Consider the following 15327-nt stretch of genomic DNA (forward strand, 5'->3'; position numbering starts at 1 on the left):
GACGCGGAGCAAGATCATGATCAAGACACTCAAGTACCAATCGCAGTCGGTCGCGAAGTATTACTTCTCGGCTGCCTTGCTGCTGTTCGTCGGGCAGATCATCTTTGGTCTGGCCATGGGCCTGCAGTACATCATCGGGGACTTCCTGTTCCCGGCCATTCCCTTCAACGTGGCCCGCATGGTCCACACCAACCTGCTGATCGTGTGGCTGTTGTTCGGCTTCATGGGCTCGGCGTATTACCTGGTGCCCGAAGAGGCTGAAACCGAGCTGTACAGCCCCAAGCTGGCGCTGATCCTGTTCTGGGTCTTCCTGGCGGCAGGGGCCTTGACCGTGCTGGGCTACCTGATGGTGCCTTACGCCAAGCTGGCCGAGATGACCGGCAACGACTTGCTCAACACCATGGGGCGGGAGTTCCTGGAGCAACCGCTGCCGACCAAGGTGGGCATCGTCATCGTGGCGCTGGGCTTCCTGTTCAACATCACCATGACCCTGCTCAAGGGCCGCAAGACCAGCATCTCGCTGGTGCTGCACCTGGGCCTGTGGGGCCTGGCCATCATGTTCCTGTTCAGCTTTGTCAACCCGCACAACCTGGTGCGCGACAAGATGTACTGGTGGTTCGTGGTGCACCTGTGGGTGGAAGGCGTCTGGGAGTTGATCCTGGGTGCGCTGCTGGCCTTCGTGCTGATCAAGACCACGGGTGTGGACCGCGAAGTGATCGACAAGTGGCTGTACATCATCATCGCCTTCGCGCTGATGACCGGCATCCTGGGGACAGGCCACCACTTCTACTTCATCGGCCTGCCCGGCTACTGGCAGTGGATCGGTTCGGTCTTCTCGGCCATGGAACCCATTCCCTTCTTCATGATGACGGTGTTCGCCTTCAACATGGTGCAGCGTCGCCGTCGTGATCACCCCAACCAGGCCGCCGTGCTCTGGGCGGTGGGCACCTCGGTGATGGGCTTCCTGGGTGCTGGCTTGTGGGGCTTCATCCACACGCTGTCTGCCGTGAACTTCTACACCCATGGCACGCAGATCACGGCGGCTCACGGCCACCTGGCGTTCTATGGCGCCTACGTACTGGTGGTCATCACCATGATCAGCTACACGATGCCGACACTGCGTGGCCGCGTGGCCAACAGCGCACGTGCCCAGAGCGTGGAGATGTGGTCCTTCTGGATCATGACCATCAGCATGGGCGTCATGGTGCTGGCACTGACGGGTGCCGGCATCCTGCAGGTCTGGCTGCAACGCCTGTCCAGCAATCCCACGCCCTTCATGGCGACGCAGGAGCAATTGAACTTCTTCTACTGGGTTCGCCTGGGTGGTGGCGTGGGCTTCTTGCTCGGCCTCATCACTTACCTGTCGAGCTTCTTCATCGGTGGTGAAGAGCCCGTGGTGGCTTCTGGCGGCGGCGATGCCCGCGCCGTTCCCGCTCAACGTGCCTGATTGGGCCAACCCGTCTGCCTTCAGAGATCAGCATGGACATGCTCAGTGCCAGACAACTGGCGGGTGCACCAGATGGTGTGCCCCATTACATCCCTCAGGCGCAGGAGTGCGCGCTGTTCGAGCACGCCTGGCGCTGCCAGCTACCTTTGCTGATCAAGGGGCCGACGGGTTGCGGCAAAACCCGTTTTGTTGAACACATGGCTGCCCGTCTGGGGCGGCCGCTCATTACCGTGTCCTGCCACGATGACCTGAGTGCGGCTGATCTGGTCGGCCGGCACCTGATCGGGCAGGGCAATACCGTCTGGCAGGATGGCCCGCTGGCCCGGGCTGTGCGCGAAGGCGCCATCTGCTACCTGGACGAAGTGGTCGAGGCCCGCAAGGACACGACCGTGGTCATGCACCCGCTGGCCGATGACCGGCGCGTGCTGCCCATCGAGCGGACGGGCGAGTTGCTGATCGCCCCGCCCGAATTCATGCTGGTGGTGTCTTACAACCCCGGCTATCAGAACCTGCTCAAGGCGCTCAAGCCCAGCACGCGCCAGCGTTTTGTGGCGCTGTCTTTCGACTATCCGGCAAGCGAGGTTGAACAGACCATCGTGCGCAGCGAGTCCGGCGTGCCTGCCGATGTGGCCGCCGGTCTGGTCAGGCTGGCCCAAGCCTTGCGCCGCGTGACGGACCATGACCTGGAGGAAACCGCCAGCACGCGCTTGCTCGTCATGGCGGCCCGCCTGATCTCCGCCGGTATGGATGTGGACCTGGCCTGCCGCGCTGCCGTGGTGGACGCCCTGACCGATGACCCCGATACCGCCGCCGCCTTGATGGAGATTGTCCGTGGCGTCTTTGGCAGCCCCTGATCTGCAAAGCCGGCGCTGGCGTTGGCAGGTAGGCTTCTTTGTCTTTTTCCTGCTGGCGCCGGTGCTCAACCTGTTTCGGTTTGACCTGACAGAGACGCAGTTGTGGGTGCTGGGCTTCAAGTGGTCCTTGGGCATTGATGCCTTGATGAAGGGCGAGATATCGGCCACGCAAGCCGGCATCAGCCTGTTATGGCGCGGCTTGCTGCCCATCGTGCTGGTCTTGGGTGCATTTTTCAGCGTGGCCTGGCGCTATGGGCGCTTGTATTGCGGCTGGCTGTGCCCGCACTTCTCTGCGGTGGAGTTGCTCAACAAGGCCTTGCACCGCGCCATCGGCAAGTTCAGCCTGTGGGACAAGCACGTGACACGCCGCCGCAATGGCCGTGGCGAGTTCATCCAGCCTCACCAGGCCTGGTGGCCGGTCTTCTTCGTGCTCAGCCTGCTTCTGGGCTTCACCTGGGCCATCACCTTGCTGAGTTACCTCCTGCCGCCGCTGCGCATCTGGTCTCATCTGCTTCAGGGCGGTTTGACACCTGGTGAAGCCCGCTTCTTGTGGATTGGCACGGCGGTGTTCACGACCGAATTCGTGCTGGCCCGGCACCTGTTCTGCCGCTTCGGCTGTGCCGTGGGCCTGTTCCAGAGCCTGGTCTGGATGGCCAACCCCAAGGGCATGGTGGTGTCGTTCCAGCGTGAGCGGGCCCGGGAATGCCGTACCTGTGATGCGCCCTTGGGTTCGGCCTGTGACAACGCCTGCCCGATGCGCCTGCACCCACGCGACATCAAGCGCATGATGTTTTCATGTGTGCAATGCGGCCAGTGCCTGAGCCAGTGTGACCGTTCTCAAACCAGCCAGGCGCGAACCCCGGTGCTGAAGTGGGCGGTGGGCGTGGAGGCCGTGCGCGAAACGCTGAGGCAGAAGAAGGCCGAACAGATGGCGCATGCCAATCCAGCCCAACAGGCCCCGCGGGCCTCACATGCCTCGAAGGAGCTTCGCTGATGGAAGAGTGGGTTGGCCAATGGTGGCACCGCATCGCGACGCGGCTGGCTGAGCGCCAGTATCCGCACGCCGCCGTGCGCCTGGAGGACATGAGCGGGCAGCTTGCCGTGGTCTTTCGGGCCATGGGTGGCTTGCCGCAATGGCGGCTGGCGGGTGCCAGTGAACGGCGACACAAGGGGCCACGGGGCTTGATGCAGAAGATCGCAGGCAGCGGGCAACGCTTTGCCATGCCTGTGCTGGACGCCGAGACGCTGGCCTTGCCGCCCGAATTGGCGCTGTTTGACCAGACCGATCTCAATCGAGAGCTGTACCTGTGGCTGGCCGGGCAGGGTGCCATGCGGCTGCAGCTGTGCAGCATGGGCGACGAGGCGCATGCCGATGGGGACTGGATCAATGGCAACCTGAAGGCCACATCGTGCCTGCTGGCGCAATACCCGGGGTGGCGGGCGCGTTACCGTCGCCTGGTCGAGCAGCATCTGGCGCAAAGGCCCGATCCCGATGGGCTGCGTGGGTGGCAAGCCGTGTGCGAGCGGGCGGTGCAGTTGGCACTGCGGCAATCCCTTCAAACGCTGCCCGAAGGTGTGCAAGCTGGTGGCGAATGGGATACCTTGTCCCAGCCGGTTCGATCGGATGACGTGTTGCCGGTTTGCCTGTGGGTGGACGTGTCTTCCGCTCAAACGGCTTTGGTGGCGCAGGCGCGCCAGGATCAGGCCAGGGAGGGGCAGGGCGAAGAAGCCCCCAAGCCGACCGATGGCACCCGGCGACGCGCGAAGCAGGCCTCCGAGTCTCACGAGCGCCACGCCTTGATGATGTTCTTTCGGGCCGAGTCTCTGCTGTCGTGGACCGAGTTCGTGCGCGTCAACCGCCAGACCGATGACGACCCGGTGGAGGACTCCCGGCAGATTGCCAATGACATGGACACCTTGTCGGTGGCGCCCGGCGGGCAGACCTTGGCCTCTCGTGTGCGTTTTGATCTGGACTTGCCCAGTGCTGCGGCGGATGACCAGGTGATCGCGCAGGGCATCCTCCTGCCCGAATGGGATCACCGCAAGGCCAGCCTCTTGCCTGACCATTGCGCGGTGCAAGTGTTGCTGCCCACGGTGGCCGAGCCCTGGCAGGTGCCGCCCAGCTTGCGTACCACGGCCTCGCGCATGCGTCGGCGGCTGGAAAGCCTGCGTGCCATGCCGCGCTGGCAGGGGGGGCACACCAGTGGCGAACGCCTGAACATGGACGCCTGGGTGCGCTGGCAGGTCGAGTCTCGCGCGGGCGAGGGCGATGTGGCCACCTTGAGCGAGCCTCGTGTGTTCGCCCGCCCACAGCGTAGCGAGCGCAGCCTGGCTACCTTGCTGCTGGCCGACCTGTCTTTGTCCACGGACGCGTGGGCAGCTCAGGACGCCCGCGTCATCGACGTGATCCGCGACGCGCTGTATGTGTTCGGGCAAGCCATGGACGGGCTGGGTGACCCATTCGAGATGCTGGGCTTCAGCTCGGTCAAGCGCCACAACGTGCGGGTGCACGCGCTCAAGCGTTTTGATGAGCCGTGGGGCGCGGCCACGCGAGACCGGGTTGGTGCGATCAAGCCGGGCTATTACACCCGGATGGGCGCAGCCGTGCGTTACGCTACCAAGGCGTTGTCCTTGAGGACCGAGAAGCAAAGGCTCTTGCTCCTGCTCACGGACGGCAAGCCCAATGACCTGGACCACTATGAGGGTCGCTTTGGGCTGGAAGACACGCGTCATGCCGTGCAGGCCGCGCGATCGGCCGGCTTGCATCCGTTTTGCATCACCATCGACGAGCAGGCTGCGGATTACTTGCCCTATCTGTTTGGCCAGCACGGCTATGCGCTGGTGCACAAGCCGCAGGATCTGGTGAGCCGCCTGACCAACATCGTGGCCACACTCAGTGCCTGATTGGCCCCCGGCTTCGGCATCACCTCAAGGCGGCGTCGAGACCTCTGCCGCTTGTTCGCCGCTGGTGCGCTGCCATCTGTCTGGTGGCAGCAGGTAGTCGCGCAGCTTGCGGTCCGATCGGCGGATGTGCAGAGACAACCAGTCGCGCAGCAGCGACGACAGCTGCGATGCGGTGGTGATGCTGCCTTTTTCGTAGCGGCTTTTCAGCGCGGTGAGGTCCGCCATGAACTGGCGGTGAACCTGCTGGTGGCCCTCCAGATTCGGAAAGTGCACCGAGGCCATGACCTGCTCCTCGCGCTGGAAGTGCTCATGGGTGTAGGCCATCAAGGCCTGAAACAGGCGCCCCACGACTTCCTGGCCACATCCCTGACTGGTGGCCGTGTGCAGCGTGTTGACGAGCTCGATCAGGTGCCGGTGATCCTGGTCGATCAGGCCCAGGTCGATCACAAGGTCATCGGCCCACTCGAAATACGCCATAGGGGCTCCTCATGCGGCTTGAAGCAGCCGGGCGTCTTCCAGCTTGAAGACGTTCACGGATTCGACCAGTGTCCTGGCCTGATGTTCCAGGGACTGGGCTGCAGCGGCGGCCTGCTCGACCAGGGCTGCGTTGCCCTGCGTGACCTGGTCCATCTGGCCCATGGCCTGGCTGATCTGGCTGATGCCGGCGGACTGGTCCTGAGCGGCATGGGTGAGGTCGCTCATGATGTCGGCCACGCGGCGCACGCTCACCACGATTTCGTCCATGGTGCTGCCGGCCTGCTCGACCAGACGGCAACCTTGCTGCACATTGCCCACCGATGTCTCGATCAAGGACTTGATCTCCTTGGCGGCTTCTGCCGAGCGGCCCGCCAGGCTGCGGACCTCGGCAGCGACCACCGCAAAGCCCCGGCCTTGTTCACCGGCCCGTGCGGCCTCGACGGCGGCATTGAGCGCCAGGATGTTGGTCTGGAAGGCGATGCCGTCGATGAGGCCAATGATGTCGGCGATCTTGCCGGATGAGGTGTTGATGGCCTCCATGGTATGCACCACCTGCGACACCACGCCGCCACCCTTGAGCGCCACATCGGCCGCCGACGAGGCGATCTGGTTGGCATAGCGGCCGCTCTCCATGTTCTGCTGCACGGTGGCGGTGAGCTGCTCCAGTGAAGCGGCAATCTGCTGCAGCGAGCTGGCTTGCTCTTCGGTGCGTTGCGACAAGTCCAGGTTGCCACTGGCGATCTCGCTGGTGGCCGTGGAAATGGTGTCCGAGCCCTGGCGCACGTGGCTGACGATCTGGGTGAGGCTGCCATTCATGTCCTGCAAGGCGCGCAGCAGGCGGGCCAGTTCATCTTGCCCCCGCACGTCGACCTGCGAGCTCAGGTCGCCCGCTGCCACGCGCTGCGCGAGGTCCACGGCCTGCTTCAAGGGGCGCGTGATGGAGCGCGAGATCAATCTGGCCGCCATGACCCCGGCCAGCACGCCAAGGGCTGCCAGTGTGTACATCAGCGTTTGAGCCCGCTGAATGCTTGCCTGGACCTCGGTATTGCCATCGGTGACAACCTGCCGCTGAAAGTCGCTCAAAGCGGTGATGGGCGCTTGCAAGGCGTCAATGGCCGCCAGCGTTTCGTTGTTCATGACCTCGATGGCTTGCACGCGCTGGCCATCGCTCACGAGCCCGCGGACCTTGTTGAAGGACGCTACAAAATGCCGGCGCTTCTGCTGGATGTCGGCCAGCAGCTCGCGCCCCTTGGGCAGGTAGACCAGTTGGTCCAGCGTGGCCAGCGCTTCGTCGATCAGGCGCTTGTTCTGGTCGATGGACTGGTTGATGCGCTGGATTCGATCTGCATCGTCCGTGATGAGCAAGGCCATGGTCAGGCGGGCATTGCTGCGCGTGGTGGCGTTGACCAGGCCGGCTGCTTCGGCCTTTCGCCAGTCCAGCGTGATGATGCGCTCGTTGATGTGGCCGATGTCCTTGAACTGCTGGGCGGCGATGAAGGCGGCTGCGGCCAACATGGCCAGCAAGATGCCGAATCCCAGGGCAAGCCTTTGCCCGATGTTGAAAGAAACGCGATTCACTTTGTGCCTCTCGGGGTCATGGTGGGGCACCAGCCCCTGGTGCGAGCCGTGTTGGCGCGCCTTGCCGGGCATGATCGGCCTCCAGCCTGACCCCAATGAGCGTAGGGGCAGGGCGTACTTCACACTTGGTGCGAGGTCTGCCCTTGAACTTGATCTGCCTCAACTGCGCGTTCGCCCGCGCAACGGCATGCGCCATGGCCGCCACAAGCGTCTGTCGAAGCGTGTTGCGCCTGTGCGTGCAGCTCGTTCATGGATTGCGCCTGTGCCTTGACCTGCTTGAGCAGGGCTTCGGCCTGTGCCGCATCGAAATCAGCGTGGTAAGCCTTGTTGACCCCTTGTTGGCCCAGTTGGAGGTGCGCTGTGGCCTGGACCTGATGCTGTGCCAGAGAAGCCTTCACGCAACTCAGGGCGCAGCCATCAATCGCGAGGATCGGCCGCCCTTGCTGGACGGCGTCCTGCAGCTTGCGCACCAGGCTGGGCACGCGCCCGCCGATGCCCGCGATACACGACATTTCCGCGTAGCCCTCCCGGTCAAGCCGAACGGCCAGGTGGTTGGCGAGTTGGGCTGCACTGGAGCAGCCAGAGCAGGCGTAGACCAGGGTGAGGTGTTCGGTGTCGCGGGGCATGAGAGGCTCCTTCAAGGGTGACACTGCCGCCAGGACCAGGCGGCACTGATCACGGTCAAGGCGAACACCAGGATGGCGATGGCGTTGAGCGTGCTGCCCGTGACGAGCCATGCGGCATCGTTGTGACCCATCACGAGGCGAATGAAGATGGAGGTGTGGAGGAGGGCCAGGGGCAGGTAGAAGCGCATGTCGAAGTGCAGCTTGACGCGCGCCACGGCCGGCAGGATGACGGGCGCATGCCCCATCACCATGCTGATGATGAAGCCCAGGCCGAGGGCGTGCAATGCGGCATCGCGCGTGGCCATCCCCAGGCTCATGCCCACCCAGCACAGGCCGGACACGCCCAGCCAGGCATAACCCAGCAGCAGGCAGGCGGCCATGTAGCGGCTCAAGCCATCGGCCCTGATCGTGTGGCGGGCAATGTCAAAGCTGATCAACCAGCCTGAAAGAGCGAACAGGCCCAGGCCCCACAGCAACAAAGCGGCCTGGTCCTGCCATTCAGCCAGCACGATGCCGGCCAGCAGCAGCGCCAGGCACGCGCCCAGTGAGGGGCTTGACCATGGGCGTACCCGCATCAGTCGGGTCATCTCCAGCCGTTCGGCGGCGATGGTCAGCACCAGGAAGCCCAGCCAGGCCAGCAAGGTGCTGTTGGCCAGCCCGTGGTGCATGAAGCGCACATTGCCCAGCAACCAAGCCAGGGCCGATACCAGCAGCAGCCAGGTGTGGCGCGCAGCCTGCCTGCCAACGATGAACACATTGACCAGCACGAATACCGCGCCAGCCAGCACCATCAGCAGCATGCCAATCCAGGCTTGCCCCGCCATCAGGCAGACAGCGCCCAAGGCCGATGCCAGCGGCGCCGTAAAGGCCCATGACGCGTGCAGTGCCACAGCGCGCTCGATGCCGATGACCGTGCCTAGAAAGCCGCAGACCATCAGGGCCGCGTGCAGGCTGGCCGCCGGCAGTACCCAGGCCGCTGGCAGCCAGCCGATGATAGGCACGCCGGCCCGCATCAAGCCTCCGGCCAGACCGGTGAGCAGGCTGAATGCCACCAGCCCGATCAGGGCGGGGCGGGCCCATGTCGATGCGGAACGGCTGCGCATCCTGAGTTCACCAGTGCATGAGGCGGCGCGCATTGGCGCTCATGCAATCGGGTGTCCAGGGCGGCTCCCACACCAGCTCGACCTCGATCGCCGTCTCCATGGGCAGGATCTGTTCCAGTTCGGCGTGCACCTCATCGATCAGCATGTCCGTCACGGGGCAGGCCGCCGAGGTCATGGTCATGCGCACATGCACTTTGTCCTGGCTGATGTCCACGCCATAGATCAGGCCGACATCCACGATGGACAGGGACACCTCCGGGTCCACCACATGGCGCAAGGCCTTGGTAATGGGCTCGCGCCACAGGTCCTCACCAGTGAAGTTCAGCGGGCTGTTGTCTGTCATGGAGATATCCGTTGTGCGCTTGACGCAGCCATGTTAAAAAACAAAAAGGCCTTTGGGCTGAGTTAGTCAGGGCGGTTGCGGTGTGTCAAGTGGTTTTTCCTGGGCGTCATTCGATAGGGCTACTCCTTTCGAACGAGGGCGCCACAAGGTTGTATCGGCCGACTGGTGGACTTTGAGCTAGCGCAAATCCACGGTGGCTGCGTGTTTCCAGAATCCGCGCAAATCGTTGATCACGCAGGAGTCCATTGCATGCTTTCCACGAGTCTGGACATCCCCAGTTATCTGTCTGTCTTGCCCTTGTTCCATGAAATGCGTCCGGCCGAACTGGGGCGCATCGCCGAGTCGGCCGTGCTCAGGCGTTGTGAGCGAGGCGATGAAATCTTCCGCGTGGGCCAGGTGTGCGACGGCTTTCACGTGGTGATGGGCGGGCAGGTCAAGCTGTATGCCTTGTCACCCAGCGGCCATGAAAAGGTCATCGAAATCATCAGCCCGGGCAACTCCTTTGCCGAGGCGCTGATGTTCACGGGCAAGCCTTACATCGTGAACGCCCAGTCCTTGTGTGACAGCCTGATCCTGACCGTCAGGAAGCAGGCGGTGATGGACGAGATCGCACACGACCCTCGTTTTGCCTTGCGCATGCTGGCAGGCATCTCCAGGCGCTTGCACGGGCTGGTGCAGGATGTTGAATCGGCTGCGCTGCATTCGGGCATCCAGCGCGTGATTGGTTACCTGCTGCGCGACCAGTGCCTGGAAGACGTGGCACCCGGGCAGACCACCACCGTGTCGCTGCCTGTCAGCAAGGCGACGATCGCGTCCCTGTTGTCCTTGACACCCGAGTATTTCTCGCGCGTGTTGCGTGAGCTGGAGGACGGTGGTTACATCGCCATCGACCGGCGTGACATCCGCATCCTGGATGTGCAGGGCTTGTCGCGCTATCACCTCCAGTAACTCACCTCCGGTAGTTCACCTCGCGTCATTCACCAGCAGTCAACAAAGGCCCCACATGAACACCCCCAGACGGCCGGATCTGGTTTGCCCGGCCGGCTCCCTGCGTGCATTGCAAATGGCGGTGGACGCTGGCGCCGATGCGGTCTACATGGGCTTGAAGGATGCGACCAATGCGCGCAATTTCGCGGGCCTGAACTTTGACCAGAACCAGGCCACACAGGGCGTGCGTTACGCCCGTGACCGAGGCCGGCAGGTGCTGATGGCCCTGAACACCTATGCCCAGGCCGACAACCCGCAACGCTGGTTTGATGCGGTAGACATGGCCGCCGACATGGGCGTGCATGCCGTGATCCTGGCGGACCCGGCCGTGATGGCCTACAGCCAGCGGCGCCACCCCAACTTGCGCTTGCACTTGTCTGTGCAGGCCTCGGCCACCAACTACGAGGCCATCGGCTTTTACCGAGAACGTTATGGCATCCAGCGGGCGGTGCTGCCGCGCGTGCTGACCATGTCGCAAGTGGCCCATGTGATCCGCCATACCGATGTCGAGATCGAGGTCTTCGGCTTTGGCAGCCTGTGCGTGATGGTGGAGGGGCGTTGTGCCTTGTCGTCGTACGCCACGGGGCAGGCACCCAATACCGCCGGCGTGTGCTCGCCACCTTCGGCCGTGAGGTGGGATGCCGATGGTGACAAGGTCAACGCCCGCCTGGGTGGCATCCTGATCGACCAGTTTGCGGCAGATGAACCACGTGGCTACCCCACGTTGTGCAAGGGCCGGTTTGATGTCGATGGTGATGTGGGCTACGCGCTGGAAGAGCCTACCAGCCTCAACACGCTGGCCATCCTGCCTGAGCTGGTGAAGGCGGGTGTGTCGGCCATCAAGATTGAAGGCCGCCAGCGCAGCGCCGCTTATGTCGAGCAGGTGACGCGCACGTGGCGGCAGGCCATCGATGCCTGCATGGCGCAGCCCGATCGATTCAGCGTGCAGCCCACGTGGACCAGTGCCCTGGGGCGGCTGGCCGAAGGGCAGCAACACACCCTGGGTGCTTATTCGCGCCCTTGGCAATAGGGGCTGTGCCCCTGAAGAGGACGGTGATGTTCGATTTGAGCGTGGGGCCGGTGCAGTACTACTGGCCGAGGCAGACCCTGACAGACTTCTATGCGATCGTGGCCGATTCGCCCGCTCGCACTGTCTGTCTGGGCGAGGTGGTGTGTTCCCGCCGCCATGAAATGAAGCCCGAGGACTGGCTGGATCTCGCGCGCGACCTTCGGCAGGCTGGCAAGGAAGTCGTCATCGGCACGCAGGCCTTGCTGGAAACCGAGGCCGAGTTGCGCAGCCTGCGCCGCTGGGTCGAGCAGGGCGACTTCATGCTGGAGGCCAATGACGCGGCCGCCGTGCGCATGCTGGCCGGCCACACACCCTGGGTGCTCGGGCTGCACGTGAACATCTACAGCGCACCGGCCCTGGCCGAGTACCTGGCCCTGGGCGCAACACGCTGGGTGCCAGCCGTGGAGTTGTCGCTGCAAGCCGTGGCCCAGGTCAATGGTGGCGGCGCCAGCGTGCAGACCGAGGTGTTCGCATTCGGCCGCATGCCGCTGGCCTTGTCAGCGCGCTGTTTCACGGCGCGCCACCATCATCTGCAGAAGGATGCTTGCGCCTTCCGTTGCCAGGAAGATCCGGACGGCCTGACCCTGCGCACGCGTGAGGGGCAGTCCTTCCTGGCGCTCAATGGCATCCAGACGCAGTCGGGCTCGGTGCATTGCCTGCTGGGTCAGAAGCAGGCTTTGGTGGACGCCGGTGTCACGCGGCTGAGGCTGTCGCCCACCTCGCAGGATTTCGGTGACGTCGTGCGGCAGTTCGATGCCGTGATGAACCACGGTGCACCTGCTGGCGAGGCCATCGCCAGCCTGCAAGCCCTGCGCCTGCCGGGGCCCTTGTCCAACGGTTTTGCCCAGCCGCGTCGTGCGGGCATGGATTGGGTCACCTCATGAAAGACACCCCTTTGCCCGTGCCCGCTTGGCTGCGCCGCGTCGTGAGCCGGCTGCCCGTGTGGCCGCCGTCCATGGTGGCGGCGCAGGCGCTCAACCGCTTGTGGTGGCCCATGGTGGACGGCGAAACCCGCCAGGCCTTGTCCGGCCGCGTGGTGGTCTTGCAGGTGGATGACCTGGGCCTGAGCTTTCGCTTGATCGCACAGGCGCAGGGGCTGGCGCCCGCACCGGGTGGCCAGCCTGCCACCTTGACCCTGCGTGCGAGCGCCCCCGTCTACTGGCGGCTGTTGCAAGGCCAGGATGACCCTGACACCTTGTTCTTCGACCGGCTGATGGTCATGGAGGGGGACACCGAATTTGGCCTGTTGCTGAAGAACACGCTGGATGCCGTGGGGCCACCGCGCTGGCCGTCGCCGACATCCTCGCGAAGCGCGAGCGCGCAAGCTGGGGCCGCCCATGCTCGCCGCTAAGCCTGGCTGGCGCTTCTCGACCCTGCTGGCGGCGCCGCACCGCCTGAGCTTCTTCACGGCTGCCTGCGTGATGGCCGCGTCGGCCTTGTGGTGGTGGGTGGAGATCATGGCCCGTGCTGGCCTGTGGCCGTCCTTGAGCACGGCCTCGCCGCCCACTTTCGTGCACGCCGTGGTGATGAGCCTGGGCTTCATGCCCTTGTTCTTTTCCGGCTTCCTGTTCACAGCGGGGCCCAAGTGGCTGCAGATGCCCGAAGTGCCCGCACGTGCCATTCGGCCAGCCGTGGTCATCACTGGCGCGGGCTGGGTGCTGGTGCTGTGCGGTTCTCATCTGCACCATCTGCTGTCGGCCCTGGGGGCGGCGCTGGCGGCTGGTGGATGGGGCATGCTGGCCTGGCGTTTCATGGGCCTGGTCCGGCTCAGCCGGGCGCGTGACAAGCTGCATGCCAGCCTGATCGCCCTGGCCAGTGCGCTGGGCGTGCTGGCGATGTTGTCTGCCGCGGCGGGGCTGGCCCTGCGTGATTACGGCGTCATCCACCTCGCTGCGCAGCTGGGCTTGTGGCTGTTCATCGTGCCGGTTTATGTGAGCGTGGCCCACCGCATGATCCCGTTCTTCACGGCCTCGGCCTTGCCCATTCTGGATGCCTGGCGTCCCAACTGGTTGCTGTGGTCCCTACTGGGGTTTGTGGGCCTGCAAGGGCTGTGGGTGGTGAGCGATGCCGCTGGCTGGCAGGGCGTGATCCTTTCCAGCTTGCGTGCCTTCAGTTCGCTTGCCGGGGGCCTGCTGGTGCTGGGCCTGGCGGTGCGCTGGGGCCTGGTGCAAAGCCTGCGCATCCGTTTGCTGGCCATGTTGCACATCGGCTTTGTCTGGCTGGGGCTGGCGCTGTGCCTGGATGCGGTCGCGCAGCTCATGGGGGACGGCTTGTGGAACCTGTTGCCTCTGCACGCCCTGACCATGGGCTTTCTGGGCAGCATCCTGCTGGCCATGGCCACGCGGGTCAGTTGCGGCCACAGCGGCCGCACGCTCACGGCGGACAACCTGGCCTGGGGTTTGTTCTGGGGCTTGCAGGTGGCCGTGGTCTTGCGCCTGCTGGCCATCGTGTGGCCGGCGCAATCCAGCTGGCTGTTGCTGGGCGGGGCCACCGCTTGGCTGCTGGTGATGGGCGGCTGGGCGCTGCGTTATGGCCGCTGGTATGGCCTGCCCCGGGTAGACGGCAGGCCGGGCTGATCAAGCCGCACGCGGTTCGGGATCAGTTCAAGTTGACCGCGTCGCCATCGCGGTTGAAGGGGATGAAGTTCCCCAACTGGCCGGCCTTGATGGCTTCGACCATGCCTTGCAGATAGGCTTCGACGTCCTTGCTGCTGGGTGCCTTGGGGCCGATGCCCGCCACGCCCGCCACGAACACGATCACCCATTGCGGGCTGAACTGCGCCGCTTCCTTAACCAGCGCGGCGAAGCTGCCGATCTCTTCAGGTGTTTTGTCGACGCAGGTAGTGGGGGCCAGTTCACCGCCATGGCCAGCCGCAAAGGCGGCGCGCTGCTCGGGCGAGGCGTTGTCTGGCAGGGTGGCTTCGGCGAACACCAGCAGCAGGCGCTGCGCGTCGGGTTGCTGGCGGGCGGCCTGAAGCAAGTCATCAAAGGTGGAAATCTGCATGGGGTGTTGGCCTTGTGTAAGGTGGCCAGTCTATCGAAGTTCGAGCGTCAAGCCCGTGTCCCGCAGGCGTTGCAACAAGGCGGCGCTGGGTGGTGCCCAGGTGGCGGTGAGGTCGGCGTGTTGCGTGTGGGCAGGGCGGAACTGCTGGATCACCCAGTGCTGGATGCCCAGCCGCACGAGCGAGTCGGCCAGTGCGGCGAGCTGGTCGTCACTGTGCAGGTCGGGGTGGTAAGTGGTGCGGATCTCCAGGCCCAGGTTCTGGCGCTTGATGGCCTGCAGCACAGCCTGGAGGCTGCGCCAGGCGGGCAGGCCGCTGCGTGGCATGTCGGTGACCGCTTCGTAGTCAGCAAAGTTGGCCTTGATGTCAAAGCCGATCCAGTCAAGCATCGGCAGCACCTTCTCCAGCTTGTCGGGGTAGATGCCCGCCGTGTGCAGCCCGGCTTTGAAGCCCATGCTGCGCACGGTGTCGATGGCGTCCCCCAGTTCGGGGTCGAGGGTGGGTTCCCCACCGCTGAACACGACCCCGTCGAGCAGGCCTTTGCGGCGCGCCAGCGTGCCCACCACGTGCTGCCAGCCCGCAGGCGTGCCGCCTTCGCGGCTTTGCAGATCCACGTTGTGGCAGTAGTGGCAGCGCCAGGGGCAGCCCTGCACGAACACCACGGCGGCCAGCTGGCCTGGCCAGTCCGAGGTGCTCAGGGGGGTGAAGCCACCAACTTTCAGCATGCCTTGCCAGGCTCCTTGAAGTAGATGCGTTCGGCGAACTCACCCTTCTTGCCCGTGTTGAACGAGGACACCGGGCGGTGGTAGCCCATCACGCGGGTCCAGATCTCGCAGCGCTGGCGCTCGTTGTCAGCGAGAACGGGGTGGGCAGCTTGGGGTTGGCGAATGGTCATCATGGTTGATTGCTCCTGGTCGAGTGGGGAAAGTGGTCGGTCA

Annotated in this window: 17 protein-coding genes; 9 read left to right on the forward strand and 8 right to left on the reverse strand. The window is 64.5% G+C overall.

What is annotated here, in order from left to right:
- Window positions 1-16 precede the first annotated feature (16 nt).
- From JY96_RS19500 to JY96_RS19515, 4 genes are read left to right on the forward strand one after another with little or no spacing between them, the layout of a single operon-like run.
- Window positions 17-1447 carry a cbb3-type cytochrome c oxidase subunit I gene (locus tag JY96_RS19500; protein WP_035039946.1) on the forward strand — a complete coding sequence of 477 codons (1431 nt, stop codon included), beginning with the start codon at window positions 17-19 and terminating at the stop codon, window positions 1445-1447.
- Window positions 1448-1479: 32 nt separating this feature from the next.
- Window positions 1480-2301, forward strand: a complete 822-nt coding sequence (locus JY96_RS19505; RefSeq protein WP_035039948.1) for a CbbQ/NirQ/NorQ/GpvN family protein — start codon at window positions 1480-1482, stop codon at window positions 2299-2301.
- Entirely contained in the window at window positions 2279-3295 is a 1017-nt protein-coding gene (locus JY96_RS19510; RefSeq protein WP_235333985.1) for a 4Fe-4S binding protein, read from the forward strand. Before JY96_RS19505 ends, JY96_RS19510 begins: the two co-directional genes overlap by 23 nt.
- Window positions 3295-5205 carry a nitric oxide reductase activation protein NorD gene (locus JY96_RS19515; protein ID WP_035039951.1) on the forward strand — a complete coding sequence of 637 codons (1911 nt, stop codon included), beginning with the start codon at window positions 3295-3297 and terminating at the stop codon, window positions 5203-5205. The genes JY96_RS19510 and JY96_RS19515 overlap by 1 nt, the downstream gene beginning before the upstream one ends.
- A gap of 24 nt (window positions 5206-5229) precedes the next feature.
- Here the strand turns inward: JY96_RS19515 and JY96_RS19520 are convergent, their stop codons facing one another.
- The 5 genes from JY96_RS19520 to JY96_RS19540 all read right to left on the reverse strand — a co-directional run bounded on the left by JY96_RS19520 (window position 5230) and on the right by JY96_RS19540 (window position 9332).
- On the reverse strand, window positions 5230-5682 hold the full coding sequence (locus tag JY96_RS19520; RefSeq protein WP_052162762.1) for a bacteriohemerythrin: 453 nt from the start codon (window positions 5680-5682) through the stop codon (window positions 5230-5232).
- Window positions 5683-5691: 9 nt separating this feature from the next.
- Entirely contained in the window at window positions 5692-7260 is a 1569-nt protein-coding gene (locus JY96_RS24250) for a methyl-accepting chemotaxis protein (RefSeq protein ID WP_035043742.1), read from the reverse strand.
- 119 nt (window positions 7261-7379) lie between these two features.
- Window positions 7380-7886 carry a putative zinc-binding protein gene (locus tag JY96_RS19530; protein WP_081961457.1) on the reverse strand — a complete coding sequence of 169 codons (507 nt, stop codon included), beginning with the start codon at window positions 7884-7886 and terminating at the stop codon, window positions 7380-7382.
- 11 nt (window positions 7887-7897) lie between these two features.
- Complete coding sequence (locus JY96_RS19535; RefSeq protein ID WP_035039953.1) at window positions 7898-8989, reverse strand: hypothetical protein; 1092 nt, start codon at window positions 8987-8989, stop codon at window positions 7898-7900.
- Between the two features lie 7 nt (window positions 8990-8996).
- Window positions 8997-9332 (reverse strand): metal-sulfur cluster assembly factor, encoded by a 336-nt coding sequence (locus JY96_RS19540; RefSeq protein WP_052162763.1) that lies wholly within the window; start codon window positions 9330-9332, stop codon window positions 8997-8999.
- Between the two features lie 249 nt (window positions 9333-9581).
- On the opposite strand from JY96_RS19540, the gene JY96_RS19545 reads away from it, so the two are divergent.
- From JY96_RS19545 to JY96_RS19565, 5 genes are read left to right on the forward strand one after another with little or no spacing between them, the layout of a single operon-like run.
- The gene (locus tag JY96_RS19545; protein WP_035039955.1) at window positions 9582-10280 is read left to right on the forward strand and encodes a Crp/Fnr family transcriptional regulator; all 699 of its coding nucleotides are present in this window, start codon (window positions 9582-9584) and stop codon (window positions 10278-10280) included.
- Between the two features lie 55 nt (window positions 10281-10335).
- Window positions 10336-11349: a peptidase U32 family protein gene (locus JY96_RS19550; protein WP_035039957.1), complete on the forward strand. Its 1014-nt coding sequence runs from the start codon at window positions 10336-10338 to the stop codon at window positions 11347-11349.
- A 26-nt stretch (window positions 11350-11375) separates the two neighbouring features.
- Window positions 11376-12272, forward strand: coding sequence for a U32 family peptidase (locus JY96_RS19555; protein WP_035039968.1), 897 nt, complete (start codon window positions 11376-11378; stop codon window positions 12270-12272).
- Window positions 12269-12739, forward strand: a complete 471-nt coding sequence (locus tag JY96_RS19560) for an SCP2 domain-containing protein (RefSeq protein ID WP_052162764.1) — start codon at window positions 12269-12271, stop codon at window positions 12737-12739. Before JY96_RS19555 ends, JY96_RS19560 begins: the two co-directional genes overlap by 4 nt.
- The gene (locus JY96_RS19565; RefSeq protein WP_052162765.1) at window positions 12726-13964 is read left to right on the forward strand and encodes an NnrS family protein; all 1239 of its coding nucleotides are present in this window, start codon (window positions 12726-12728) and stop codon (window positions 13962-13964) included. The genes JY96_RS19560 and JY96_RS19565 overlap by 14 nt, the downstream gene beginning before the upstream one ends.
- 22 nt (window positions 13965-13986) lie before the next feature.
- On the opposite strand, the gene JY96_RS19570 is transcribed toward JY96_RS19565, so the two are convergent.
- The 3 genes from JY96_RS19570 to nrdD are packed head-to-tail and all read right to left on the reverse strand — an operon-like array spanning window position 13987 to window position 15287.
- Window positions 13987-14391 (reverse strand): hypothetical protein, encoded by a 405-nt coding sequence (locus tag JY96_RS19570; protein ID WP_035039972.1) that lies wholly within the window; start codon window positions 14389-14391, stop codon window positions 13987-13989.
- A 30-nt stretch (window positions 14392-14421) separates the two neighbouring features.
- Window positions 14422-15114: an anaerobic ribonucleoside-triphosphate reductase activating protein gene (locus JY96_RS19575; protein WP_052162766.1), complete on the reverse strand. Its 693-nt coding sequence runs from the start codon at window positions 15112-15114 to the stop codon at window positions 14422-14424.
- Complete coding sequence (nrdD, locus tag JY96_RS19580) at window positions 15108-15287, reverse strand: anaerobic ribonucleoside-triphosphate reductase (RefSeq protein WP_035039975.1); 180 nt, start codon at window positions 15285-15287, stop codon at window positions 15108-15110. Before nrdD ends, JY96_RS19575 begins: the two co-directional genes overlap by 7 nt.
- Between the last annotated feature and the right edge of the window lie 40 nt (window positions 15288-15327).

The sequence above is a fragment of the Aquabacterium sp. NJ1 genome, assembly GCF_000768065.1.
Taxonomy (GTDB): domain Bacteria; phylum Pseudomonadota; class Gammaproteobacteria; order Burkholderiales; family Burkholderiaceae_C; genus Aquabacterium.

What these genes read in the sequence shown, in the direction of transcription:
- JY96_RS19540 (WP_052162763.1), bottom strand. Translation starts at nt 9,332, where the DNA reads ATGACAGACAACAGCCCGCTGAACTTCACTGGTGAGGACCTGTGGCGC.
- JY96_RS19575 (WP_052162766.1), bottom strand. Translation starts at nt 15,114, where the DNA reads ATGCTGAAAGTTGGTGGCTTCACCCCCCTGAGCACCTCGGACTGGCCA.
- JY96_RS19555 (WP_035039968.1), top strand. Translation starts at nt 11,376, where the DNA reads ATGTTCGATTTGAGCGTGGGGCCGGTGCAGTACTACTGGCCGAGGCAG.
- JY96_RS19565 (WP_052162765.1), top strand. Translation starts at nt 12,726, where the DNA reads ATGCTCGCCGCTAAGCCTGGCTGGCGCTTCTCGACCCTGCTGGCGGCG.
- JY96_RS19535 (WP_035039953.1), bottom strand. Translation starts at nt 8,989, where the DNA reads ATGCGCAGCCGTTCCGCATCGACATGGGCCCGCCCCGCCCTGATCGGG.
- JY96_RS19570 (WP_035039972.1), bottom strand. Translation starts at nt 14,391, where the DNA reads ATGCAGATTTCCACCTTTGATGACTTGCTTCAGGCCGCCCGCCAGCAA.
- JY96_RS19520 (WP_052162762.1), bottom strand. Translation starts at nt 5,682, where the DNA reads ATGGCGTATTTCGAGTGGGCCGATGACCTTGTGATCGACCTGGGCCTG.
- JY96_RS19560 (WP_052162764.1), top strand. Translation starts at nt 12,269, where the DNA reads ATGAAAGACACCCCTTTGCCCGTGCCCGCTTGGCTGCGCCGCGTCGTG.
- nrdD (WP_035039975.1), bottom strand. Translation starts at nt 15,287, where the DNA reads ATGATGACCATTCGCCAACCCCAAGCTGCCCACCCCGTTCTCGCTGAC.
- JY96_RS19515 (WP_035039951.1), top strand. Translation starts at nt 3,295, where the DNA reads ATGGAAGAGTGGGTTGGCCAATGGTGGCACCGCATCGCGACGCGGCTG.
- JY96_RS19500 (WP_035039946.1), top strand. Translation starts at nt 17, where the DNA reads ATGATCAAGACACTCAAGTACCAATCGCAGTCGGTCGCGAAGTATTAC.
- JY96_RS19530 (WP_081961457.1), bottom strand. Translation starts at nt 7,886, where the DNA reads ATGCCCCGCGACACCGAACACCTCACCCTGGTCTACGCCTGCTCTGGC.
- JY96_RS19505 (WP_035039948.1), top strand. Translation starts at nt 1,480, where the DNA reads ATGGACATGCTCAGTGCCAGACAACTGGCGGGTGCACCAGATGGTGTG.
- JY96_RS19545 (WP_035039955.1), top strand. Translation starts at nt 9,582, where the DNA reads ATGCTTTCCACGAGTCTGGACATCCCCAGTTATCTGTCTGTCTTGCCC.
- JY96_RS19550 (WP_035039957.1), top strand. Translation starts at nt 10,336, where the DNA reads ATGAACACCCCCAGACGGCCGGATCTGGTTTGCCCGGCCGGCTCCCTG.